26 protein-coding genes and 2 tRNA genes are annotated in these 24,724 nt (G+C 32.9%); 12 read left to right on the top strand and 16 right to left on the bottom strand.

Annotation, left to right across the window (positions count from 1 at the left end; translation table 11 throughout):
* Positions 1-67: 67 nt before the first annotated feature.
* The 3 genes from RBR53_07015 to RBR53_07005 are packed head-to-tail and all read right to left on the bottom strand — an operon-like array spanning position 68 to position 2,540.
* On the bottom strand, positions 68-490 hold the full coding sequence (locus tag RBR53_07015; GenBank protein MDY0132403.1) for a MaoC family dehydratase: 423 nt from the start codon (positions 488-490) through the stop codon (positions 68-70).
* 39 nt (positions 491-529) lie between these two features.
* Positions 530-1,669 carry a class III poly(R)-hydroxyalkanoic acid synthase subunit PhaC gene (gene phaC / locus RBR53_07010; protein ID MDY0132402.1) on the bottom strand — a complete coding sequence of 380 codons (1,140 nt, stop codon included), beginning with the start codon at positions 1,667-1,669 and terminating at the stop codon, positions 530-532.
* 16 nt (positions 1,670-1,685) lie between these two features.
* Entirely contained in the window at positions 1,686-2,540 is an 855-nt protein-coding gene (locus RBR53_07005; protein MDY0132401.1) for a poly(R)-hydroxyalkanoic acid synthase subunit PhaE, read from the bottom strand.
* Between the two features lie 381 nt (positions 2,541-2,921).
* Here RBR53_07005 and RBR53_07000 point away from each other — a divergent pair, with 381 nt between their 5' ends.
* Positions 2,922-3,647, top strand: coding sequence for a metallophosphoesterase family protein (locus tag RBR53_07000; GenBank protein ID MDY0132400.1), 726 nt, complete (start codon positions 2,922-2,924; stop codon positions 3,645-3,647).
* A gap of 156 nt (positions 3,648-3,803) precedes the next feature.
* On the opposite strand, the gene RBR53_06995 is transcribed toward RBR53_07000, so the two are convergent.
* Positions 3,804-4,493: a LysM peptidoglycan-binding domain-containing protein gene (locus tag RBR53_06995; GenBank protein MDY0132399.1), complete on the bottom strand. Its 690-nt coding sequence runs from the start codon at positions 4,491-4,493 to the stop codon at positions 3,804-3,806.
* 106 nt (positions 4,494-4,599) lie between these two features.
* Between RBR53_06995 and RBR53_06990 the strand changes: the two genes are divergently transcribed.
* Positions 4,600-5,436 carry a formylglycine-generating enzyme family protein gene (locus RBR53_06990; GenBank protein MDY0132398.1) on the top strand — a complete coding sequence of 279 codons (837 nt, stop codon included), beginning with the start codon at positions 4,600-4,602 and terminating at the stop codon, positions 5,434-5,436.
* A 135-nt stretch (positions 5,437-5,571) separates the two neighbouring features.
* Here RBR53_06990 and RBR53_06985 read toward each other — a convergent pair whose 3' ends face one another.
* The 4 genes from RBR53_06985 to RBR53_06970 form a co-directional block, all read right to left on the bottom strand.
* Positions 5,572-6,303, bottom strand: a complete 732-nt coding sequence (locus RBR53_06985) for a flavodoxin family protein (GenBank protein ID MDY0132397.1) — start codon at positions 6,301-6,303, stop codon at positions 5,572-5,574.
* A gap of 81 nt (positions 6,304-6,384) precedes the next feature.
* Positions 6,385-7,080, bottom strand: coding sequence for a MerR family transcriptional regulator (locus tag RBR53_06980; protein ID MDY0132396.1), 696 nt, complete (start codon positions 7,078-7,080; stop codon positions 6,385-6,387).
* Between the two features lie 125 nt (positions 7,081-7,205).
* Entirely contained in the window at positions 7,206-8,558 is a 1,353-nt protein-coding gene (locus RBR53_06975) for a deoxyribodipyrimidine photo-lyase (GenBank protein MDY0132395.1), read from the bottom strand.
* Positions 8,555-9,496: an acyltransferase gene (locus tag RBR53_06970; GenBank protein ID MDY0132394.1), complete on the bottom strand. Its 942-nt coding sequence runs from the start codon at positions 9,494-9,496 to the stop codon at positions 8,555-8,557. Before RBR53_06970 ends, RBR53_06975 begins: the two co-directional genes overlap by 4 nt.
* A 425-nt stretch (positions 9,497-9,921) precedes the next feature.
* On the opposite strand from RBR53_06970, the gene RBR53_06965 reads away from it, so the two are divergent.
* The 3 genes from RBR53_06965 to RBR53_06955 all read left to right on the top strand — a co-directional run bounded on the left by RBR53_06965 (position 9,922) and on the right by RBR53_06955 (position 12,538).
* A complete protein-coding gene (locus tag RBR53_06965; protein ID MDY0132393.1) occupies positions 9,922-10,707 on the top strand; it encodes an amino acid ABC transporter substrate-binding protein in 786 nt (261 codons plus the stop codon).
* A gap of 63 nt (positions 10,708-10,770) precedes the next feature.
* A complete protein-coding gene (locus RBR53_06960; protein MDY0132392.1) occupies positions 10,771-11,775 on the top strand; it encodes an ABC transporter permease subunit in 1,005 nt (334 codons plus the stop codon).
* The gene (locus RBR53_06955) at positions 11,762-12,538 is read left to right on the top strand and encodes an amino acid ABC transporter ATP-binding protein (GenBank protein MDY0132391.1); all 777 of its coding nucleotides are present in this window, start codon (positions 11,762-11,764) and stop codon (positions 12,536-12,538) included. The genes RBR53_06960 and RBR53_06955 overlap by 14 nt, the downstream gene beginning before the upstream one ends.
* A gap of 15 nt (positions 12,539-12,553) precedes the next feature.
* Here RBR53_06955 and rmuC read toward each other — a convergent pair whose 3' ends face one another.
* From rmuC to rnhA, 3 genes are all read right to left on the bottom strand, one after another.
* Positions 12,554-14,140, bottom strand: coding sequence for a DNA recombination protein RmuC (gene rmuC / locus RBR53_06950; GenBank protein ID MDY0132390.1), 1,587 nt, complete (start codon positions 14,138-14,140; stop codon positions 12,554-12,556).
* Positions 14,141-14,351: 211 nt separating this feature from the next.
* The gene (locus RBR53_06945) at positions 14,352-14,924 is read right to left on the bottom strand and encodes a class I SAM-dependent methyltransferase (GenBank protein ID MDY0132389.1); all 573 of its coding nucleotides are present in this window, start codon (positions 14,922-14,924) and stop codon (positions 14,352-14,354) included.
* 65 nt (positions 14,925-14,989) lie between these two features.
* Positions 14,990-15,679, bottom strand: coding sequence for a ribonuclease HI (gene rnhA / locus RBR53_06940; protein ID MDY0132388.1), 690 nt, complete (start codon positions 15,677-15,679; stop codon positions 14,990-14,992).
* Positions 15,680-15,820: 141 nt separating this feature from the next.
* Between rnhA and RBR53_06935 the strand changes: the two genes are divergently transcribed.
* Entirely contained in the window at positions 15,821-16,294 is a 474-nt protein-coding gene (locus tag RBR53_06935; protein MDY0132387.1) for a hypothetical protein, read from the top strand.
* 11 nt (positions 16,295-16,305) lie between these two features.
* Positions 16,306-16,878, top strand: a complete 573-nt coding sequence (locus RBR53_06930) for a hypothetical protein (GenBank protein MDY0132386.1) — start codon at positions 16,306-16,308, stop codon at positions 16,876-16,878.
* On the opposite strand, the gene RBR53_06925 is transcribed toward RBR53_06930, so the two are convergent.
* From RBR53_06925 to RBR53_06905, 5 genes are all read right to left on the bottom strand, one after another.
* Positions 16,875-17,342 (bottom strand): chemotaxis protein CheX, encoded by a 468-nt coding sequence (locus RBR53_06925; protein MDY0132385.1) that lies wholly within the window; start codon positions 17,340-17,342, stop codon positions 16,875-16,877. The two genes, RBR53_06930 and RBR53_06925, sit on opposite strands and share 4 nt — an antisense overlap.
* Positions 17,332-17,526: a hypothetical protein gene (locus tag RBR53_06920; GenBank protein ID MDY0132384.1), complete on the bottom strand. Its 195-nt coding sequence runs from the start codon at positions 17,524-17,526 to the stop codon at positions 17,332-17,334. Before RBR53_06920 ends, RBR53_06925 begins: the two co-directional genes overlap by 11 nt.
* A gap of 6 nt (positions 17,527-17,532) precedes the next feature.
* On the bottom strand, positions 17,533-18,456 hold the full coding sequence (gene cysK / locus RBR53_06915; GenBank protein ID MDY0132383.1) for a cysteine synthase A: 924 nt from the start codon (positions 18,454-18,456) through the stop codon (positions 17,533-17,535).
* A 186-nt stretch (positions 18,457-18,642) separates the two neighbouring features.
* A tRNA-Gly gene (locus tag RBR53_06910) sits at positions 18,643-18,717 on the bottom strand.
* A gap of 19 nt (positions 18,718-18,736) precedes the next feature.
* Positions 18,737-18,813 (bottom strand) — tRNA-Arg (locus RBR53_06905).
* 357 nt (positions 18,814-19,170) lie between these two features.
* Here RBR53_06905 and RBR53_06900 point away from each other — a divergent pair.
* The 5 genes from RBR53_06900 (at position 19,171) to RBR53_06880 (ending at position 24,705) form a co-directional block, all read left to right on the top strand.
* On the top strand, positions 19,171-20,109 hold the full coding sequence (locus RBR53_06900) for an RNA polymerase factor sigma-32 (GenBank protein ID MDY0132382.1): 939 nt from the start codon (positions 19,171-19,173) through the stop codon (positions 20,107-20,109).
* Positions 20,110-20,200: 91 nt separating this feature from the next.
* A complete protein-coding gene (locus RBR53_06895; GenBank protein ID MDY0132381.1) occupies positions 20,201-21,862 on the top strand; it encodes a tetratricopeptide repeat protein in 1,662 nt (553 codons plus the stop codon).
* Complete coding sequence (locus tag RBR53_06890; GenBank protein ID MDY0132380.1) at positions 21,859-22,569, top strand: hypothetical protein; 711 nt, start codon at positions 21,859-21,861, stop codon at positions 22,567-22,569. Before RBR53_06895 ends, RBR53_06890 begins: the two co-directional genes overlap by 4 nt.
* Positions 22,570-22,651: 82 nt before the next feature.
* Positions 22,652-23,482, top strand: a complete 831-nt coding sequence (locus RBR53_06885) for an Mrp/NBP35 family ATP-binding protein (protein ID MDY0132379.1) — start codon at positions 22,652-22,654, stop codon at positions 23,480-23,482.
* Positions 23,483-23,688: 206 nt separating this feature from the next.
* Positions 23,689-24,705 carry a Coenzyme F420 hydrogenase/dehydrogenase, beta subunit C-terminal domain gene (locus tag RBR53_06880; GenBank protein MDY0132378.1) on the top strand — a complete coding sequence of 339 codons (1,017 nt, stop codon included), beginning with the start codon at positions 23,689-23,691 and terminating at the stop codon, positions 24,703-24,705.
* The last annotated feature ends 19 nt before the right edge of the window (positions 24,706-24,724 follow it).

Raw genomic sequence — 24,724 nt, 5'->3', positions numbered from 1 at the left:
TCATCTGGAAAAGCTCTAAAATCCAGATGATGCTTTATATTATTTAAATAAATTTAAAAAACTTCTACTATTTTTTAGGAGGCATCATTACAGCCTCACCATCAATCAATTCTTTTCCATCCTGATTTATACACTGAGTTCTTAAGACAACCCTGTTTTTCTCAGGAATTAACTCTTTAACTTCAACCCTTGCTGTAACAGTATCGCCTATTTTTACAGGTGCAAGAAAAACAATATCTTGTTTGAGATAAATTACACCGGGTCCGGGAAGCTTTGTTCCAAGCACTGTAGATATAAATCCAGCACTGAGCATTCCATGGGCAATTCTTGTTTTAAACATTGTATTTTTTGCATATTCTTCGTTTACATGGGCTGGGTTAAAATCCCCTGTTATACCCGCAAACTGATATATATCAAATTCTGTCACCGTTTTTGTAAATTCAGCAGAATCGCCTATTTTCATTTGTGATACAGTTTTGCCAGTTTCCATCTATACCTCTTCTAGTTGTTTAATATTTCAGCTTTTATTTTATGCTGCTTCACTTTCTGCTTTTTTTCCCTGCTTATTTTTTGCCGTTGTTTTTTCTTCAAGATCTCTTTCAAGGAGCCAGGAAGAAATTTTTGGTGCAAATTCTTTTTGATATCTTGAACTTACATAAATTCCTATATGTCCTGTTTCAAGACAAAGATCTTCTGTATCCTTACTTCCAATCACAGATGTAATCTTATCTGAAGCAGAAGGAGGAACAAGATGATCAAACTTTCCATAAATATTTAATACCGGCATTGTGATTTTCTTAAGATCCACTTTTTCACCGCCTATGACAAGTTCATTTTTTATGAGAAGATTTTTCTGATAAAAATCCTTAATAAACTGCCTAAAGGTTTCTCCGGGTAAATCAGGACTGTCATAAATCCATTTCTCCATTCTTACAAAGTTCTCAAGAAATGATTTATTATCAATATTGTGTAAAAAACCTTTATATTTATCTATCATTAACCTTGCCGGATTTAGGAGAAGAAACCCAAAATTCATTATATCGCCGGGAATATTTCCAAATCCCTCAACCACTTTGTCCACATCAATTTTATTCATCCACACATGCAAAAGACCTTCATTGGTATCAAAGCTTGTGGGAGTAACTGTAAGAACAAGATTTTTAACTTTTTCAGGATGAAGAGCTGAATATATGGTACAAAAAGTTCCACCCATGCAAATTCCCATAAGATTTACTTTTTTTGAATTCTCTCTTTTTCTTATAAAATCTACCATATTATCGATATATCCATTTACATGGTCATCAATGGTAAGATATTTATCTTTGGTTGATGGATATCCCCACTCAATCATGTATACATCCACTCCATCATTTAAAAACTTTTCAACAACACTTCTTCCCGGCTGAAGATCAAGCATTGTTTCTCTGTTGATCAGGGCGTAAACAATAAGAAGAGGAGTTTTTCTCTTTTTCTCCGTTGAGTTTGATTTGTAGTATTTAAGCTTTACCCGATCTTCCTGATGAACTATTTCATAGGGTGTTTGAGCTATTCCGTCATTAAGTTCACTTGTTAAAACATCATATGCATCATTAAGATATGAATTAACTTTGGATGCATTCTTTGCAACATCTTTTAAAAAATTATCAGTTACCTGCGACATTCCAACCATTGCTACCCCCGTTGATCTAATTGTTTTTCGCTTTTTTTTCCAACTTTTTTACTGTTCTTTTAAGCTCAGAGATTTCCTTGTACAATTCATCAAGTTCTGATTTTGTAGGAATAGGTAAAGTCGAAAGGAAATCTTCAAGCACAGCATCACGAGCTGACTTGAACTGAGCCATATTTTCAAGAGTTTTAGCCATAACAGAAACATACTCACTGGAATGAAACATTGACATATAATTAGCTTCAAGCTTTTTAAGCCAGATATTATAATATTCCTCGGAATTTTCAGGGAGTTTCCCCTCTGCCATCATTTTTTCCAGATCTTTTTGCATGAATATAAAAGTTTTTTCCATGGGAAGATAAAGAAAATAAAGAAACTCAATAACAGCTGAGTTAAACAGATTAAACTTGTCTAATGCTGTTGCAATTTTTTCATTATATTCTCTTCCTAAGCCAACCTGGGGCATTCCAAGAATTCTTGAAAGTTCTTTTTCATAAAAGCTTTCCCATTTTTTAAAAAGCCCTTTATCAATTTTAGTAAAATCAAAAGCTGTGAAATTATTTTTTAAACCCTCGAACTGCTCTTTGCTTTTTTCCTGAAAAATCTTAAAAGTTTCTGACATTGAATTCATTATGGCCTCCAAGGCTTTTCGCCTTTCTTCCATTGACTTTTCTGACAAAAAAGTTTCATCAGGATTTTTTAGTGAACCTAAAAAAGACTCCCAGGATTTAATCGCCAAAACCCACGTGGAGTTAACCTGTTCCATTGATTTTTCAAATTCTTCATGATTAAAGGAATTAAGCTCTCCTTTATTCCAGGTCTTAGACAAATCATCAAAAAACTGCTCTGAAAGATTAACCCAGCTTTCAAACATTTCGCTCCTTTTATCTTCAGTTTTTTCTCTATTATCTTCTTTTAGTAACAATATTACTCAAATGAGGAATTTCAACTCCAAGATCTAAAAAAAATATAATTGCAAATATTAAGCCAAACTTATTTAATTTTAGTTTTGGTTAAATTATTTCTTGTGTTAAAATCTTTATGAAGTATATGAATTATGTGAATTTTCAATAGAATATCAAATTTGTTTTTTTCAATCAAGCACTTTTTTCCAAAGAACCTTGTTAATGCTATAAAACTGTATATTTCAAATTTTATTTTAATATCTATATTTTCAATAAGAGTAACCTGTTTCTAATTTTTCTGATACAAATAAAAAATATTTGTTTAAATAAAAAATTCAAAAGGTGATGATTTGACTGATAAAATAGCGATACTATCAGACATCCATGGAAATTATGATGCTTTAAAAGCTGTGTTTGAAGATATGGAAATACAAAACGTATCTGAAGCTGTGAGTCTTGGGGACAATATTGGCTATGGCCCTGAACCAAATCAGGTAATAAGTTCACTTAAATTAAGATCAATTCCTTCGGTTCTTGGAAACCACGAACTTGGGATTTTAAAACCTGAAATAAAAAAATGGTTCAATCCTCTATCTCGGGAAGCTCTTGATATTACAGAAAATATTCTAACTAAAAACTCAGTTGAAGAAATTTCAGAATACCCTCAAAACCTTGTAAAAAACAATATTCTTTTTGTCCACGGTGCTCCTCCGGATAAAGTTTTAAGATATATCTTTGAATTTTCGCCTTCCGGTTTAAAAAAACTTTTCTCCAACTATCCCGAACATCTTTGTTTTATAGGACACACCCACAAACTTGGAATCATATGCCTGGAAAACAACAATATAATCAAATCGCAGATTAAAAAGTTTACAGTTCTAGATAGAAATAAAAGATATATAATAAATTCAGGAAGCATAGGCCAGCCAAGGGATGGAGATAAAAAAGCCAAATATTTAATACTCAACAAAAAAAAAATGGAAATTGAGCTGAGATCTGTTGAATATGATAGAAAAACTGTAAAGAAAAAAATAATTCAACTGAGATTTCCCCATGTTTTCGCCGATATGCTCTAATTTAAAATAAAGTACTTTATGTTTTTAAATTAAGATATTTCAAAAAACTTCAAAAAAACATTTTTTGAACTTATCCCAGTGATATCAACTAACTAAAAAAGCCTGAATTAAGCAAAACTTCCTAATTTTGCTTAATTCAGGCTTAAGAACTAAACCTTAATTTTTAATAAGCAACTTGTCTCCTGGCTGGATAGAATTGTTTTTCATCTTATTTATTTTTTTTATTTCCTCAACACTTACTTTGTATTTTCGTGAAATACCGTACAAGGTATCACCTTTTTTTACAGAGTGGTAAACTTTTTTTACATTCTCCACTTTTATAGAACTTTCATCTTTTTTTAAAGAAAGAGGCTTTTTGTCTTTAACTGAAGATTCTTTTGGAGATGGGATATTTAAAACTGTTTTGTTTTTTTCCACCAAATCTTTTAGATCGTCAATCTTTTTTTCAATTACAAAAAATCTTTGATCAATTTTTCTGTCAATTTCATTTAAAAAACTTGAAAGCTCGTCTTTTGGCGATGAAGCAGAACTTGAAAAATTATATCTTATTTCAATAACTTCACTTTTTATATCCGCAAGAGTTTGTTTAAGTTCTTTTACACTGTCCCCTTTAGGAATAGAGCTGCCACTGCCTAGATTGTTTTCACCGGGCAATTTCACAAGAATAAAAATAAGCAAAATCAAAACAAAACCGCCAAGCAGAAAAAATGGAAAGTCTGCTCTTTTTAAAATTTTTTTCATCCTATCATCTTCCTTTAAATTTTTGATGCTTTTTTTTACAGACACTGATTCTTCACCATAATAGTTTTCTTCAATCCGGGGATCAAACCTGTTATTGTCACCCATAAGATCCTCCTAAAAATAAAATGCTTGCGAATTTTAACTTATCCCAATATCTTGAACTTATACTATAGAAACACCAAGATTAAATTCTAAATTCTGGTTTTTATCAATGCCTAAATTAATTGCAGTCCTAACAATCCTTTTTATCTTCTTCATTGAAGGCCAGCCCCAGGCCTTTGAAAACAGTATTGGAATTAGGTTCAAGCTCATTCCTGCCGGAGAATTTTATATGGGAAGTCCAAAAAAAGAAAAAGGGCACCAAAGGGATGAAAAACTTCATAAAGTATATATAACAAAGCCTTTTTACATAGCAGAAACTGAAACCACCCAGCAGCAATGGTACAATCTTATGAAAAACAACCCCTCTTCAAACACAAACAAACGACCTGATTGTCCTGTAGAAAACGTTTCATGGAATGATGCAATTGAATTTATCAATAAACTAAACAAAAGTGAAGGAACAAACAGCTATAGACTTCCTACTGAAGCTGAATGGGAATATGCATGCAGAGCAGGAACAAATTCAGCCTTTTTCACAGGGGATAGAACCTCTTTGGACTGCAGCTTTGACAAAGCTCTAAATTCAGCTGGATGGTATTGCGGCAACTCAGGGATGCAAAACCCATATTACAATTTAAAACATAAACCTGTTGGACTTAAAAAACCAAACAAATTCGGGCTTTATGATATGCACGGAAATGTAATGGAATGGTGCCTTGACTCAACAAAATGGAAACATTTATTTACAACAGATGTAATGGCCTCACTTGAAACCTATATTGATGGAATAAAAGATCCTCTTGGCAAAAAAGGTGAGAAAAAAATACTCAGAGGCGGGTCTTTTGTACATAGTGCTGAAATGGCAAGGGCCGCAAAAAGATTTTTTTTCGGGCCCAAGGTAAAAAGAAATTATATTGGGTTCAGGATTGTAAGAGAAACAAGATAGTTTTTTTCAAAAAAACAAAACTATACTTTTTAAATTTCTTAAGTCAAATATAAAATTTATGCTTCAAAACACTCCTGATATCATAAAAATTAAACCTTTCAATTAAGCTAAAATAAAATTTAAATTTTCACTGAATTACTTATGATAGAGAAATTCTTTCTTTTTCCTGCAAGCATCCCAAAACATATTGGCTCCGTTAAGTGCGTCTTCTGACTTAAAAGGCTGGGAAGCAATTTTTTCAAGAGTTTTGCTGTCAAATTTTTTCTTTTCAGCCAGTTCAGCTCCGGCCTTAATTAAGGCATCTTTTATTTCTTTAACATGATCTGGTACAAGTTCATCCATTGCAAGTGAGTATGAAAACGGCTTTAAAACTGCACCCAGATAATTTGAACGAAAATTTTTAGAAATTCTTTTTACATGATCAACAAGACCGTCAAAGTTATCAAGCTCATAAAAACCGCAAACACTTAAAAGAGCAATATCTGGCACAGAGTCAAGTCGTTTTGCGTGCCTGTAATGGCCGTCAACCAATTCAAACTCAGGCTCCACAAGAGGGATAATCCTGTCTACAAAGGTTTTAGTCTGGGCTGTCATTCCATCTACATAAAGAGGAGTCCCCAAAACAAGAATATCAGCCTTTTTAATTTTCTCAAGAAGTTCAGGCATATCATCCTTAAACATACAGATACCTGGAGTTTTAACCCAGCATGAAAAACATCCTGTGCAATAATTTATTTTTTTATCTGCAAGATAAATTTTTTCAGCCTGGGCCCCTGCACTTTCAGCTCCCTTAATTAAAAGATCAACAGCAATGTCTGTCATTCCCTTTTTTTTGGTAGGGCTTCCGTTTACAAAAAGAATTTTCATTTTATAACTTCCTTCTTAGTTTTGGCCTAAAAAATTAAGAGACTTCCAATTTAGTAAAAATAAAAACAATCAAATTGAAACTCATTTTTTAGGTTTAGGTTTTTTATTTCCAAGAACTTTTTGATGGAATGCCCTTTCAAAAATATATGTCCTGAATTTTCTGGCAATGTCAGTAAGCTCAAGGGTGATTTCCGCATTTTTTTCCATTGATATATGTTTGGTAATTTTTTTTCTCAAAAGCATTTCATTTTTTGCAACAACTTTTGCTGCTTTTGCATAAAAAACAAGCTCTAAAGGCTCAATCCCAAATTCCTTAAGCCTTAAAAACGCACTGGCAGCGAAAAGATCTGTTTCATCAAACATTTCATTTGCAGCAGGAATTAAAAGCTCTTGTTCAATTAAAAACTCAAGTTCTTCTTTTTTAAGGGAGGTAAGTTTTAAAAAACTTTCTCTATCATATAAATTTTCAGAAATTGTTCCAAAGACAAACTCATGCAAAGTCTCCATAACATAGAGGTCATCCTGTTTTTTTCTGCTTTTAACAATTTCCTTGATTTCAGAAATTTTAAGCCTGTTTTTTTCTTTTAGTTTTTTAATCAGATTTATTCTTGAAACAGTGGAAGGATGATACCAGGCCATATTTTTCCCTGTTTTCACAGGTTTTGGCAAAAGCTCATTTCTCAAATAGTAGTTTATTGTGGAAGATGGAAGACCTGTTTTTTCTTTAAGATCTTTCATTTTAAGATAACCTTTTAAATCTGGGCTTTCTTTTTTCAATTGTTTTTCCGGATATTTGTAAGTTTCAAAATAAAAAAACAAAATATCACACGAGACAGGCAAAGTGTCAAGTTACACTTAACACTTTACCCAATTATTGAAAAACTTAAATCAGGCAAGAAACTTCAAGGAAGCATTGAGTAGATTTTATCGGCATAAAGATCTGGATTAAATTTTCGTTTTAAACCGTTTGAGTTCATATATCTTATTTTGCCAAAAACAGGCCTTTCTTTCCATGGCCTGTCATGTTTCCCAAAACACCAGGCCACTCCTGAAAAAGAATTCGGGTCCCTTCCGTCAAGAGCGTATTTGTTGTTAAGATAAAGGGCTGTATCAAAAGCATCTCTTACAAAAGTTGTCCATTCAATAATTTTTTTACCCCAGTACATCCTCATATAACCATGCATTTTTCCAGTAAGGACAAGTTCAAGTTGGGCTGCATTCCAGTATCTGTCGTGGGTCAATGAGTTCTCTAACTCTTCTTTTGAATAAATATAGGGACGATTATCATTTTCATGTTCCAGAAGGGTTATTTGTGCCCAGTTGGGAAGTGAATCAAAGGAATCGTAATAAGGATTGTAATTTACAAAATTAAAGGAAAGCTCCCTTCTTATTATCATTTCTTCAAGAAAAGCCTCTGTTCCCTCTCCTTTAATCTGGCCTATTCTTAACCCGATATAAATTGGAGAAATCTGGCCAAAATGTAAATATGAACTTAAATTTGAAGTAAATTCAAGGCTTGGATCATTTCTTTTATCATTATAAAGGGAAAGCTTATTTTTTATAAAAATTTCAAGAAGTTCAACGGCATTTGAAGTGCCGCCTTTAAACTCAACAGGAGATAAGTTATCTTCTATTGAATATTTTTTTAGCAGGTCTTCAAGATCAACAGTCTCCTCTGCACCAAACTTGAATTTAGAGGATTTGATATTTATCTGTTCTTCTTCCAAAGGAACAAGAAACTCTAAAAGCCTTGAATTGATTTTTTTTCTAATTGTGTATGCTGCGTATTCTTCTTTTAAAGATGCCTCTTCAAGGGGAACAATTAAATCTGTTTCAACCTCAAACATTGCACATTCAAGATTTTCAGATACTTTTTTTCTCCAGTCTTTTTCAATACGAAGGTATCCCCGATCAGTTACAATGGCACAGGCCTTTTGAGAAACACCTAAAACACCAATTTCCGGAGATTTAAGCTCACAGACAAACCTTATGCCTCTTTCAAAAAGATTTTTTTCAACTTCCATTAAACCCTCAAGCATAAACCTATAATGTCTTGGATTTGCCCCAGGAAAAGAATCTGTAATTCCAAAATAAACAAGAAGCGGCTTTTCAAACCTGTTTGCAAGCTCAATTGAATATTCCAGGGCATGGTTAAAATGAGTCCTTTGGGAATGCTGAAGCCAATAAATAAAACAATCATTGCTTCTAATAATTGTTTTATTGTTTATCTGCCTGATTCTTTTGCCGTCGATCAATTTTCAAGCTCTCTTACATCACAGCCTGAATCTACTTTCTCAGGAATTTTTAAAGATCCAGAAAGACGGGAAAGACGTAAATCCTTTTCTTCCCATAGTTTATTTACAAACTCCTGAATTCTTTGTCTATATGAAAGATCTCCAAGATAGCTTCCAACCATCCAGTCTTCAACGTCAATTATTTTAACATCAACATTGATATCTTCTATACTTCCTGAAAGAAATTCAAGCAGTGAAGGCCTTTTTGAAGAATAATGAATTGTAACATCAATAATTTTATCAATTTTTCCATCCATTGCCTCAAGAACAAATGAAAATCCCCCGGCTTTTGGTCTTATAAGGTTTTTAAAAGGACTGTTCATTTTTTGAGCCTTCCCCTTTCTATTTCTGGTTCCTTCGGGAAAATTCATCACAGCAACAGGCATGTGGGCAAACTTTTCACAGGCTTTTATAGTTGTTTCAAGATCCTTGCCTTTCATATGGGGTTTCTTTTCAAGATATTGCTTTGAAAATCTTTTCATGAAAGGAAAATCAAGTGCCCACCAGACAAGACCTATAACAGGAACATAAATAAGCTGTCTTTTTAGAAAAAACTTTAAAAAAGGAGCTTTTTTATTGAAAATTCTTTGAAGAATTAAAATATCACTCCAAGTCTGATGGTTTGACACAATAAGATACCAACCTTTTGTATGAATTGAATCTGGAATATCTGTGTTAATTTTTACCCCTGCAATCCTGTCAAGAAAAAAACCATTGATAGAAATCCAAATAGTTGCAAGAAAGTTAAACAATCGAGAGATCAAAACTTCAGGATACCCCCAAAAAATAATTTTAAATGGCATAAGTGCGTAAAAAACTGCACCAATAGACAAAGTGTTTAAAATAATAAGTAAAAAAACAAAACTAGCCTTTATTTTTTTATAAATTGAACTAAACATAATTTTTCTCCAACTTATTGAGTTCAATAAAACAGTTTTGTATTAAATTCCAAATCCATTAAATTGAGTTTTTAAAGATTAAAATACACTCGACAAAGTTCAAGCAAAGGTTACCACAAGAGGCGATCTATATCTGTAAAACAATTGTAAAACAAATAACTTTACTCAAATATTTTATTAATATATGTTCAGCTTTGCATACGGATTGAGATTAAAATCCGGGTAATTTATTCCTGAATCAGGTGTTCTTTATTTTTGTTTTTTAAATACAGAAACTGTCTGAATTTTCACTTTTAAGCATTTATGCTTGATTGTATCATTAAATGAAATATTTATTGTACGGATACAGTCACAGCTTTGGTAATAAGTTTGAAAATCAGTTTTTTCAGGGTATTGTTAAGTTTATTAATTTCTGGAGGAAAAAAATGAAACGTTTATTAATTTCTGTTCTTGTACTTTTTACCGCATTTTCAACCTCATATGCGGGAGATGGTTCCTGGGAAAAAGTCAAAAAAGCCGGGGTTCTTAGAGTTGGACTTGATGATGCTTTCCCGCCAATGGGCTTTACAATTGAAGACGGAACACTGGCTGGATTTGACATTGAAATCGGTGAAGAGGCAGGTAAAAGACTTGGAGTTGAAATCAAATGGCAGCCCACAGCATGGTCAGGAGTAATTCCTTCTTTAAATGCCAACAAATTTGACTGCATCTGGAATGGGATGACAATCACTGAAGACAGAGCAGGAAAAGTTGCTTTTACCAAGCCCTATATAATGGATGGGCAGATTGCAGTTGTAAGATTTGATGATAAAAGATTCAAATCTCCGGCAGATCTTGGAGGACAGATTCTAGGAGTTCAAAAAGGATCTTCTGCTGTCAGTGCTGTTGAAAAACTTGAAAACCCGGCAAAAGAAGTAAGGGAATACAATGACAACCCAATGGCACTTCTTGATCTTGAAGCAAAAAGACTTGACGCTGTTATCATAGACAATGTTGTGGGAAGATACACAGTTGCAAAAAGACTTGGTAAATTCAAAACCCTTCCAGGTTTCATAAGCAAAGAGCCTTTTGGTGTTGCATTCAGAAAAGGCGATGACAGTCTTAGAGCAAAGCTTCAAGAAACCCTTGATGCCATGGTCAAAGACGGCACAATGGCCAAAATCTCCAAGAAGTGGTTTGGGGAAGACATAACTGATCCTTCAAAATGGTAATCTAAAGCTTATATTTAAATCATCCCTGAATGTTTTTTCCAGGGATGATTTAAGGGAAATTTTATGAAATCCGTAAAAATATTTTTTTATTCCTTTGTTTTTGTTTTAATAAGTTTTCTATGTTTTGCTGATGATTACTCTTTGATTTTAAAAGCTGAAAATCAAATTGCATCAGGACATTTCGACATGGCCATGGAAACTTTAAACTTAATTCCATATCCAGACAAAAATAATGAAGCCGAAATTATAAACTATGTAAAAGCAAAAATAAGACTTGCTCAGCTTGCATGTATAACAAATGATTATTCTACTGCTGAAAAAGCGTGTAAAAAAGCACTTAAAATCAATCCCCACAGTGGAGAAGCAAAACAAATCTTAAATTCCATCCAAAGAGAAACAGCACCCAAATATGCTGTTTTTTTTGCAGATTCATTAAGGTTTTTTCCTTCTTTGTTAAAAGGGGCTCTGATGACTCTTGTTCTTGTTCTTGTAACTATGGCAGTGTCTCCTTTTGGAGGACTTTTCATAGCTCTTGGCAGAATAAGCGGATTTGCCCCTGTTTCTACTTTATGCTGGTTTATAATCTGGTTTTTCAGAGGAACCCCTCTGCTTCTCCAGCTTTTTTTCATTTATTACGGACTTCCATCACTTGGAATCACTTTATCACCTCTTTTGGCTGCTCTTATAGGACTTGGGGTGAATTACTCAGCCTATCTTGCTGAAATAATCAGAGCAGGAATTCTTTCCATTGACTCAGGGCAGATGGAAGCTGCAAAAGCACTGGGAATGACATATTCACAATCAATGAAAAGAATCATCATTCCACAGACATACAAAAGGCTGATACCTCCTGTTGGAAATGAGTTTATTGCACTTATAAAAGACACAGCCCTTGTTTCAACAATATCAATGGTTGAGCTTATGAGATCAGCAGACAGGCTTTTTAACACCTACTTTAATATTAATGTTTTAATCCTTGCTGCTATTATCTACCTTATATTTACAACAGTTTTCACTTTTATATTTGAAAATATGGAAAAACGGGTCGGAATCTATGAAAAACGATGAAAACACTCTCCTTACCCTTACGGGAATTACAAAACATTTTGGAAATCTCACGGCTTTGGACAATATTGATCTTGATGTGCAAAAGGGTGAAAAAGTTGTTATTGTCGGCCCTTCGGGGTCAGGTAAATCTACTCTTTTAAGGGCTATAAATCTTCTTGAAAAGGTTGAAAAAGGTCATATTTATTTTGAAAATAAAGAGGTGGGATATAGGTTTAAAAAAGGCAAAAGATTTGTAGACACTCCTAAAAACATTTCAATTTTAAGAAGCGAGATTGGAATGGTTTTTCAGCATTTCAATCTTTTTCCACATATGACAGCCCTTCAAAATGTAATGGAAGCGCCTATAACAGTAAAAAATATTCCAAAAGCAAAAGCCATTAAAATTGCAGAAGAAGTGCTGGCAAAAGTAGGACTTTCAGATAAAAAAGATTCCCATCCAATAAAACTTTCAGGTGGACAAAAGCAAAGGGTTGCCATAGCGAGGGCACTTGCAATGGAGCCAAAGCTGATGCTTTTTGACGAACCAACATCAGCTCTTGACCCTGAACTTGTAGGAGAAGTCTTCAATACAATCAAGTCCCTTGCACAAGAAGGAATGACAATGATAATTGTTACCCACCAAATGGGATTTGCAAGAGAAGTTGCAGACAGAGTGGTTTTCATGGAAAACGGAATTTTTGTGGAACAGGGAACCCCTGAAGAATTTTTCTCATCTGCCCAGAAAAACGAAAGAATTTCAGATTTTATTTCAAGTATTCTTTAATTCCAACCTTATGTTTTAATTTTCCAAGAATTCAAGAGAATCTCTTCCGCAAATATCAGCTGAAATTTCTTTTTTAATTGGAACTCCGTAGCTTTTTAGAATTTCTGCCTGGGATGCAAGATTACCCCTTCCACTTACAAGCTTTTTTCTTGCGTCCTCATAGGTGGACTGAAGGGTGATTATATTCCTTCCAATTTTTTCAAAATCTTCTAAAAACCCTCTTATTTTATCATAAATCTTACCTGCTCTTTGTGCTATTTCCCTGGCATTTTCATTTTGACGTTCATATTTCCAAATATTTTCAATGGTTCTTAAAGTTGCAAGTAAAGTTGTTGGAGTTACAATTACTATTCTCTTGCTAAAAGCCAGATTAAAAAGACTTTCATCATTTTGAAACGCAGACATAAAAGCTGCGTCAATGGGCATGAACATAAGAATAAAATCAAGGGATCTTATGCCTTTTAAGGATTGATAATCTTTTTGAGAAAGGGAGTTAATATGATTTTTAACAGATAAAATATGGGCTGAAAGTGCTGCACTTCTTTCTTTGTCGTCCACGGAATTAATATACCTGTTGTAGCTTACAAGAGATACTTTGGAGTCTATAATTATATCTTTACCATCAGGAAGATGAACTAAAACATCAGGACGAAAAAGATTATTATTATTATCTCTGAAACTGCCCTGGGTTTCATATTCAATTCCTTTTCTAAGACCTGATTTTTCAAGTATTTTTTCTAAAATCATTTCTCCCCAATTACCCTGAACTTTATTGTCTCCTGTTAATGCTCTTGTGAGATTTCTTGCCTCCTTATTCATTTCCTGATTTATAGTATGAAGGTTTTTTATCTGCTCGCCTAAAGCTGTTCTATCCTTAATTTCTTCAATATGAATCTGCTCTACTTTTTTACTAAAATCTCCAAGCTGCTCTTTAACAGGCTTGATTAATTCACCTATATTAAGTTTATTTAAATCTGTAAATTTTTTACTTTTGTCCTCAAGAATTTTCCCTGCCAGATTTTCAAACTCAAATTTCATACTATGTTTTGCTTCTTCAAAATCTTTTAATCTTTGTTCATTTTGTTTTTTCTGCTCTTCAAATCTTGTTGAAAGCTCTGAGTAATTTGATTTGATTTGAGATAAGTTTTCATTTAATAAATTTATTTTTTCTTCTTTTTCTGATAGTTTAATTTCCAGTTTATCAAGATATTGATTTCTTTCTTCTGCTTTGGCCCTTAAAGAAGATTCCTTTGATAAATCCTGCCTTATTTCTTCCATTTGCAAAGAATAACTTTCAAGTTTTCCCTTTAATTCAGGTATAATTAAAACCTGCTCATTAAGCCTTACTGCCTTTTCTCTTAAAGCATTGTAAAGGTTGTCTTTTTCACTGTTTTTATTAGTTAATTCACTTATAAATTCCTGACTTTTGTTAACCTCGTTTCCCATATATTCATATTTGAATTTAAGTTCATTATATTGATTTTGAAAAATATTTTGTTTTAAACTAAACCTTCTTTTTAATATAAAAAAAACTAATGTTACTCCAAAAATCAAACCAAAAACAGCTGTTAAAATGCAGTATATATTTAAATCTGAATTCATTTAAACTCCCCAAATAAAAAAACATCTTTCTAATCATCTACCCAGACCGCAGACTGTTTTGTTTCTGCGGCTGCTTTTTGTACTACAAAAAGCTGTGTCTGTGGCCTTTAAATACCTTTTAATTACTTAGTTGTTTTAGCTAGGAAAACACCAACCAATGAGTAGCTCTTAGCTTTCTTTGACACCCTAATTATCTTAGTAATTTAAATTTTTACACCTTTTCTCCTGCAACAAAAAAATGCTTGGACAGATCATTAAAGGCTGAAACCTTTACAAATCCACAATTTTCAGCCTGATTTACCACTACTTCCGGAAGAAGTCTTATTTTTTGAGGAGGGCCACCAGTCACAGCCCCTTTTTTCCAGTCAACAATAAAAAACTTTCCTCCGGGTTTAAGGATTCTGCTCAGCTCTTTAAGAATCAAATCAGGCTTATCAAGCTCATGGTGAAGGTTAATCATAAAACCAAGATCTGCAATTTCATTTTCAAGTGGTAAAATGTTTTCTTCTGACTTTACAGGAATAATATTTGGATACTTTGGAGAAACATTTTCCTTTATCCACTGAACCATTACTTCAGACAAATCGCAGGCATAAACAGATAAAGGGTTTAAAAGCTCATAAAAAGCAATACTAAAAAAACCGGTTCCAGCACCAATATCAGCAATTATATCAGCTTTTTCAATTTCAAGCCTTTTTATAATTTTATCTGGCGGGATATCTTCAAGTCTTTTTGGATTATTAAGTCTTTCAAGATTTTTTGGATTAAATTTGTTTTGAGTCATAATTTCACCTAACATAAGTTGTTTGATTTTAACCTGGATTGAGTTAAGAAAATCTCTTTACCAATTTAATCTGATTTTTCAGTTAAACTTTTTTCGTAATTTTCATCTATATCAACAGGATTATTCCTAGCAGCTGAATTGGCAAGCAGATCACATCTTTCATTATATTTAATTCCTGAATGCCCTTTTACCCATTTAAATTCAACATTTAAGTTTTTAATATATTTATAAACTTCTTTCCATAAATCCGAATTTAAAACAGGCTTTTTATCAGACTTTATCCAATTGTTTTTTATCCAGGAATTCAACCAGCCTTTATTTATGGCATTTACTATATATGAAGAATCTGTATGTAAAATTATTTTTTTTCTGATTTTATTTAAACGCCCAAGAGCTTCAACACAGGCAAGCATTTCCATTCTGTTGTTGGTTGTAAGCCTTCTGCCTCCGGAAAGTTCAAAAACTTTATTCCCATCAATTATAACTGCACCATACCCTCCAGGCCCGGGATTGTTAATACATCCACCGTCTGTATAAACAAGAATACAATCCTTTGAGCCTGAATTTTGATTTGAAGTACTTGAACCATTTTTTGAATTCAAAAAACCTTCAGCATCTTCAAAAGAGGAAAACCCTTTAAAAACAGCTCCGTTAAATCCGTCAATCTGCTCTTTTGCCCCGTTTTTTCCAAACCAGAATTCATAAATTCCAGTTTTTTTACCTTTTGCCACTGCATACCATTTTTTCTTGGACATAAACTCTCCCAAAGTTTAATCTGAAAAGATAATTATTTATCAGGAACTTAACCCTCTTCTGCTGAAAAATGCAAACTGTCCTTGATAAATTGTTAAATTTTATATAGCTAAACTTTAATAAATTTTTTATGGAGAATAAAGATGAAGCTATTAGACAAGTTTAGAAAAAAAAAGAAAATAAAGTTTTTCAACAAAATTGACAGAGCAATAGATCGGATTAAATTCGGGCTTTATTCAAGAATTAATGATGAAATTAAAGAAACCACAGATGAGCCGGGACTTTTTGCAGCAGCTGTTGTAAATGAAGTTTTTTCTTTACCTCCAAGCACCTTGGAAGCAAAAAACTACCTGAAAAACAATAAAAAAAAGATTGATGATTATATTGATGATCTTAAAAAAGATGAAGATGCAAAGTTTGTAATCACCCAGGCAATGCAGGTCAGATTAAAAGTGGTTCTTGAAACAACAAGCTCAGGCATAGATGATTCATTTGCAAGAAAACCCCTCAACAATATACAAAGGCGGGGACTTTTAATGAATAACACAGAAATTATGACTCCTACCCAATTGATAAAATTTGCAAAACATTATTACAGCTCAAGCCCCAAATATTAATAAGGATTGATATGAGTAATCAGCCAAATGTTTTCCACTACACCACAAGACTTAATTTATCTAAAATTCTTAAAGAAAGAACAATCTCTTTAACTCCTGGTTTTACCGAAATGGAAAAACCAGGAGTATGGCTTTCAACAAATCCTGATTTTGAAAACTTTACAGTTTCAATTTCAAAAACTGATAATATTTTAAGACTTAGAAAAGAAAGAGAAATAAATGCCCTTGGAATGGCAAGGATAGAAATAGATCTCTCAAAGGTAAGAGTTTTTACAATCAATCAGTTCAAAAATATAAGCAAAATTTCCACCCGTAATTTTAAAAATCTAAGCTATTTTGCTAACCAATGCAATTCTAATATGAATGAATGGAGAATTTGCTTTTCCCCTATAAAATCATCTGCCTGGAAAAAAATAGAGCTTTTTGATCAAAACAATTCAATTTGGAAAGAACTTGACTTTATAAAAGCAGATCTAAAAAAACTCCTAGTTGAGTCAAAACAATATATTAATTTTATGGATAATTTTCAAAAAAAAGAACTGAATTCTATTCTTGATTTGTTGAACTTGAAAACAATCAATTAACTTTCAAAACAAATTTCCAGGGTAAACCGCCCCTCTGTTTCTTTTTCCTGAAAAGGGACTGCAATTTTTGGGCCTTCGGTGATATGACGAAGTTCATGGTTTTCACCTGTAACAACACTTGGAATAGAACCGTCAAAAAGAAAACCACCAGCTTCAAGCTCCTGTCTTGCCTGACCAGAAACCATATTGGCAATTTCACCTGCAGCTTCTGCAACATCTTCGTTAAAAGTTGTTATTTCTTCACCAAACATATTTGAAACTATTTTTAAAATAATTTTCTTTTCAAAACTTAATGAAAATGAACCGCTTGGCGAACCAGTAAGCCCTACTATACTGCTTACATCTCCAGTTGCTGTAAATTCTTTTTTAAGATAGGGTTTCCCAGGTATTACTGTGATAAAAGCCATTGTTTCAAGAACTTTTATTGTTGCTGTTATAAAAGGATTTACAAGTTCAGCCTTCATTAATTGCTCTCCAAAGTTGATTATTATTGATTGGTCTATAAACTGAAACTGTCTTTTCACCCATTCCTTTGGATAAACTATGAATTGGGCAAACTTTAAAAGTTAATCTAGCAGATAAATTTTCCTTAATCAATTGAGATTTATATTTTAATCCTTGCTCTTCTTGGTGAAAACCAGCATTCACTTAGCCTCAATGGCCTTCAAAAAGAGCTGTGCTTAAATATCTTTCCCCTGTACTTGGAAGAATTGTAACTATATTCAAATTTTGATTTTTAAATTTTTCAGAATAAAGAATTGAGGCATAAACAGCTGCTCCCGAAGAAATTCCACAAAAAAGCCCGCATTTTAAAGCCAATTTTTTTGAATATTCCAAAGCTTTTCCATCTGGGATACCAATAACCTCATCAAGGATTGAAGTATCAAGAAGTTCAGGAATAAACCCGGCTCCTATTCCCTGGATAAGATGAGAGGAAGGTTTTTTGCCGGAAAGAACAGCAGAATTTTCCGGTTCAACAGCAATAATTTTTATTTCTTTGTTTTTTTCTTTAAAATATCTGCCGCTCCCCGTGATAGTCCCCCCTGTACCGACTCCTGCAATAAAAGCAGCAATTTTTCCTTCAAGAGCTTGGTAAATTTCAGGCCCTGTTGTTTCATAATGGGCAAGAGCATTATACTTATTTGAAAATTGATCCGGTATAAAATCAGCTTTATTGTCAGCTATCATTTCAAGGGCATGGTCAACTGAGCCTTTCATCCCAAGAGATGAATCTGTCAATTCAAGTTTTGCTCCAAAATATTTTAAAAGTTTCTGCCTTTCAATACTCATGTTTGACGGCATTACAAGAGTAATATCATACCCTAAAATACTAGATAAAGCCGCTAGTGCGACCCCGGTGTTTCCGCTTGTAGGTTCAACTATCCTGACACCTTCATAAATTTTGCCTTCTTTAATTCCGCCTTCAATCATATACAGGGCAGCCCTGTCTTTAACACTCCCAAAGGGATTAGAAAATTCAGTTTTAACAAAAACATTATTGCCTGTAGAATGAAGAGGGTCAATTTTAAAAAGAGAGGTTCTGCCTATGGAAGAAATCAAAGAATCAAAATATTGCATCAGCTTAATCTCCGTTCAAAAATTTATAGTCTTTAAAGATTAAACCTGTATATTTATTTTTCGCAAGGGGCAAATTAATTATTTGCAATAATTAAAGATAAATGAAGGGATTGTATTCGTAATAATTCATTAAACTATAAAAAAATTTAAAACTATGATTTTTCTAATGTTAGATAGAATGGAATTTGGAGCGGGAAACGAGATTCGAACTCGCGACTTCGACCTTGGCAAGGTCGCACTCTACCACTGAGTTACTCCCGCTCTTGGAGCTTTTGAAAAATGGCGCGCCTGAAGGGATTCGAACCCCTGACCTACGGATTAGAAGTCCGTTGCTCTATCCAGCTGAGCTACAGGCGCTGACAAAAACAGAATTCTTCTAACAAAAATAAAAAATGATTGCAAGGTTTTTGTATTATTTTATTCATAATTTAAAAGCAATTAAACTCTTTTTGACTTTGATGATGATAAAAAACAGGTGTTTAAACTGACATTTTTAAGCTTTGCCTGGTTGCCAATTCAATTATCATAAGTATAATATAAGGGTATAAATGATTTAGTCCATTATAAAGGAACCTGGAGAAGAATCTGGCTTAAAACCTAATGAAAACTCTATCCAAAGGAAAATTTATACTTTAAATTTTAGTATACTTTCACAAAGAAATCTAATAAACTATGTTATTAAATTAAAAATAATATAAAAAATCAGGGAAATAAATGAGCAAGAAAAAAAAATCTGAAAAAAATTCAAAAAATCTGCCTGTTGTTAAAACTTCAAGTGATGCTCTTGTAAGAAGAGATCCGCTTCAGGCTTATTTATCTGAAATCGGCAAATATAACCTTTTGACAAGAGAAGAAGAAATTGAGCTTGGTAAAAGAATTCAGGAAGAAAATGACCCTGATGCAGCTTTTATCCTTGCCACATCAAATTTAAGACTTGTTGTTAAAATAGCCCTTGATTTTCAAAAAGCATGGATGCAGAGTCTTCTTGATTTGATTCAGGAAGGAAATATCGGCCTGATGCAGGCCGTTCAAAAGTTTGACCCCTACAAAGGAGTAAAGTTTTCCTATTACGCATCTTTTTGGATCAAGGCCTATATCCTCAAGTTCATCATGGATAATTGGAGGCTTGTAAAAATAGGAACCACCCAGGCCCAAAGAAAACTTTTTTTCAAACTTAACAAAGAAAAGCAAAGGCTGATTGAAGAAGGGTTTGATCCCCATCCCAAGTTATTATCCAGAAATCTTGGGGTTACCAAAAAAGAAATAATTGAAATGGAACAACGTCTTGACAACTGGGATCTTTCTCTTAATACCCCTGTTAAAGACGATTCGGAAACAGAAAGAATAACATTTATCACAGACGAGAATGTTTCTTCTGCTGAAGATAAAGTTGCCGATAAACAAATGAAACTGATTCTTCATGATAAAGTTGAAGAATTTATTAAAACTCTTAATGAAAGAGAAAAAGATATATTTGAAAACCGGTTGTTTTCAGATGAACCCTTAACCCTTCAAGTTTTAGGTGACAAATATCAAATCTCAAGAGAAAGAGTAAGACAGGTAGAAAAGGCAATAATTAAAAAAGTTAAGGAATTTCTCCACAAGGAAATACCTGATTTTGAGTCATACGCAAGGCTTGGAGAAGATGATTAAAAAATTGTCAAACTGTTTTATAACAAAACCAGGTAAATTTATTGTTTTAACAATAATTGTTTTTTTTATTTCCGGATGTTCCTTTTCAGATATGAAAAAAATCGAGCCCTCTGATATGGAAAAAACTAAAAATAAAAAAGAAGTTATCATACCAGAGGGAAATTCATATTTTAACTATCTACTTTCTGAACTCGAGGGATATAGACAGGACAGACAAAAATCTTTTGATTACCTTATAAAAGCCCAAAAAAAAGACCCTGAATCCATCTTTCTTAAAAAAAAGCTGGCCAGCTATTATTTAATGTATAAAAAACCTGAGCTTGCCAAGGAACTTATCAGCGGAATTTTGGAAAAAACACCTGAGGACACCGAAATTTTAGCTATTCACGCAAGAATTCTTGCTTTTGAACAAAAAGATTCTTCTGAGATTGCTGAAATTTATAAAAAAATACTTGAAATTGACCCTGAAAACAAAAGCTCTCCCATAGCCCTTGCCTTTCTCTATGAAAAAATGAACAAAAGACAAGAGTTGATAGAGATATTTGAAAAAGCTGAAATAAAATCCAAAGAAAACTACTTCCTGTATTTTTATCTGGGAGAAGCTTATTTAATTGAAAAAAAATATTCAAAAGCCAAAAAAACTCTCTACAAAGCAGTAAAAGAAGAACCCTACAGAATTGAACCCAAACTAAGCCTTATTGAAGCAATAAAAAATATGGAAACCTCCATTGAACATAAAAACGAAATAATAGATTTGTTCAATGAAATAATTGAACTAAAGCCCCATGAAAAAGCACCTCTTATTGAACTTTCATATTTTTATAACCAAAATGGCGAATATGAAAAATCAGATGAAACATTTAAAGCAATTGCCGAATCATGGAATAGTGAAAAGCAGGAAACCGCTGTTCTTCTCAACTTTTATGTAAAAAATCAATCCGGAGACAAGGCTGACTTTGCAGCAAACAGAATTTTTCAAGCCACTGGGGATGATTCTGTTTTCATGATTCTTGGAAGCATTTACGAAAAAGAAGGTTTAAAAAACAAAGCTCTTGAAACTTATAAGTTTGTTCCTGAAACCAGTCAAATCCATCCTGAGGCAATTTCAGCTTCAGCAATGGTATTGGCATCAATGGGAGAATTTGAAAAAGGAATTTTTATTTTAACAAAATATCTGAAAAAAACTCCTGAAAATCTTCTTCTTCTTTCTACCTTGGGAAGTATTTATGAGGGACAAAACAATTATGAAAAAGCAGAATCAGTTTATCTTAAAGGCAGTGCCATAAGCTCTGAAAGACAATGGACGTTTTTTTATAAACTAGGGGTAATAAATGACAGGGCAGGCAAGAAAAACAAAGCCATTGATTATATGAAAAAAGCTCTTGAATTAAATCCTGAAAATCCAGATACCCTAAACTATCTTGGTTACACCTATGCAGAAATGGGGATAGAGCTTGAAGCTGCAAAAGAAATGATTGAAAAAGCCTTATCATCAAGAAAAAATGACGGCTATATAATCGACAGTCTTGGCTGGGTTTATTTTAAAATGGGCAATTATGAAAAAGCAAAGATTTATTTACAAAAAGCAGCTGAGATTGTTAAAAACGACCCTGTTATTCTTGAGCACCTGGGAGATTTATATATTAAAATTGAAAAGTATGAAAAAGCAGCTGAAATCTACAATGAAATTTTAAATCTTTATCCTGAAAACAATGAAGTTAAAGCTAAACTTATGAAGATGAAAGAACAATGAACTTATTAAAGCAAATTGCTGTTTTTTCAATGTTTTTATTTTTATGCTCTTGTGCTTCCAAAACACCTGAAAAAAAAATAATAACACAGCCGGCAGAACTGTTTATAAATGAAATATTAAGTCTAAATAACTCAAAATTTCCTTCAAATGGAACAGGGCAACTTCTAGTAATAACTAATGACAAAATTCAAAAATATAAAATTGCTTTTGCATCTGATGGCCAAAACAGCGTCAGGCTTGAAATTTTATCCCCATTAGGGCTTCCTGCCTTAAGCATTGCCTATGATGGAAAAAAACTATATTTCCGTGATAATGACGGATCTAACACCAAAACTTTTTCAAATCCGAGTAAAGTACTTAAAAAAACAATAGGAATTTCCCCTGATTTAAGAATTGTTTCCTTTCTTTTAACAAAAAAAATCTTTTTAATTGATTTTGACAATGCTTTCACTAATAAAATTTCAGGAGAAACCACTCTCTTTCTTTCCTCTGATAGAAAAAAACAATCTTTAACGCTAAAAAAAGATTCTTTGGGTTTTCTTTCTGAAGTTAAAACCAGAGAAGATAAGTTTACAATCGATTTTAAAGAAAATGGAAATTTCATATTAATTTCTGAAAAAACTGGAAACAAAGTTTTTTATTCTTCAGAGTCAATCTCAAAGATTGAAAATGAAATGTTAAGAAATATATTTACATTGACTAGGTAAATTCGTTTTCCTATTAATATTAGCTCGACTTAAATTCTTAAGCCGTCCTATAAAAATTTTATGATCAATATATGGAGGAGTAATGGCAAGTCAAATTCAAAGTAAAATGCCTGAGAAAAAAGATGAAAAAAAAGAGCAGATGGATCAAATTCTTGGCAAAATAAAAAATAAGTTGCTTGTAATGAGCGGCAAGGGAGGTGTTGGTAAAAGTTCTGTTGCCGCAAACCTTGCTGTGCTTCTTGCAGAAAAAGGTTTTAAAGTAGGTTTGATGGATATTGATGTCCACGGCCCAAGTATAGCTAAGATTATGGGAATAACCGGCCTTCTTGAAATTGATACTGAAAAACAACTTGCAAAGCCTGCAACCTATGGAGAAAACTTAAAAATAGTTTCCATGCAGTCTTTTATGAGAGAAGCAGATCAAGCAGTTATCTGGAGAGGTCCTGCAAAATCAGGAATGATTCAGCAGTTTATCACAACTGTTGACTGGGGAGAGCTTGATTTTCTTATTGTAGATGCTCCTCCTGGAACAGGTGACGAGCCTCTTACAATAATTCAGACTATTCCTGATTCAAAAGCTATTGTGGTTACAACACCCCAAGATGTTGCCCTTTCTGACGTGAGAAAATCCATAAATTTCTGCAAAACAGTTAAAATGGAAATTCTTGGTCTTCTTGAAAACATGGGCCCTTTTCAATGTCCCCATTGTAGTGAAGAAATAGCAATTTTTAAAAAAGGGGGAGGAAAACAAACAGCTTTTGATATGGGAATAAAATTCCTTGGCACCCTTCCCTATAATGCTGAAGTTCTAAATTCAGGAGACAGCGGAAATCCTGTGATTACCAAAGACAAAACAAATAGTTACACCCAGGCTCTTGAAGCTTGTGCAGAGCAAATTTTGTCCAGCCTTTAAAATTTAAAGAGTGCTTTTTAAAAGCACTCTTTTTTATCTTAAAACTAAACTTCCTTTCAAAGTCAAATTTCAATTTATATCCGGGTTTGTTTTAAAACTTTAAATCCTCCATTTTTTTTCGTCTTTATCAGGCCTATTGATTTAAAACTCAATTAAAGTTATGCTTTATCAGCAAATACACTTAAAAATACAAACAGGCCTTTTAAATGAACTCAACAAACAATCTATATAAAACTTCAAAAGAAGTGATTGAAAATTTTAACTGCATTGGATGTGGAGCCTGCATAAATATCTGCCCATATAGAAAGCTTAACAAAAATAATGCAGTAAGAATTTTTAATTGTAATAACTCAGGAGGCAAATGCGATCTTGTATGCCCGAAAACAATCGCAGACACTAAAAGCCTGACAAAAAACACTTCTCCTGAAAATCAAACATCTTATATGGGAAATGTTTTGAAAATCTACAAATCAAAATCAGGAAAAAGATTTGAAAACTTATTCTCAGCGAAAAAAACAATTACAGCCTTGAACTGCTTTATTTTAAAATCTAAAGTTTCCAAAAAAATTCTTATGACAAAGACCAAGAAAGATTTAAGCCCATTTCCTTTTTTTGCAGAATCAGAAGAGGAAATTATAAACTTTTCCAAAACAAACTATTGCTCTTCTTCACCTCTTGGCCTTGTAAATCTGTCAAAAGAAAAAAACTATTCTTTCACAGGTCTGCCCTGCCAGATTCTTTCTCTTGCAAAGTTTGAAACTTTGGACAAAAATTTTCAAAAACCTTTTTTACCTGAAATAAAAATAAGCCTTTTTTGCACCTGGTCACTTAATCCAGAAAAATATTCAAATTATCTTAAAAAAAACTTCAAGAATAAGGAAATAAAAAGCTGTTTTATTAATCCTTCAAATAAAAACAAAATCTTTTTTGAACTTAACGACAATTCAACTGCTGAATTAAACATTGATGAAATAAGAAAATTCATAAGAAAAGGATGTGCTTCCTGCACAGATCTTACAGGGAAATACTCTGACATTTCAGTTGGTGACTGCGAAACTGATAAAAACTTTAACACCCTTATAATAAGAACCCAAAAAGGCCGGGAGCTTGTAAATAATGCTGTAAAAAACAATTACCTTGAAATTTCAGATTATCCTGAAAATACAAAAACCATGCTTGAAAAAGCTGCTCAAAACAAAAGTAAAACTCCAAGTGCTTTCTAATATTTTCAGGAGCTAGAGA

This window comes from Desulforegulaceae bacterium, from assembly GCA_034006035.1.
Classification (GTDB): Bacteria; Desulfobacterota; Desulfobacteria; order Desulfobacterales; family JACKCP01; genus JACKCP01.
Note: the sequence above shows the minus strand (reverse complement) of the source record. Positions and strands in the feature narration are given on the sequence as shown.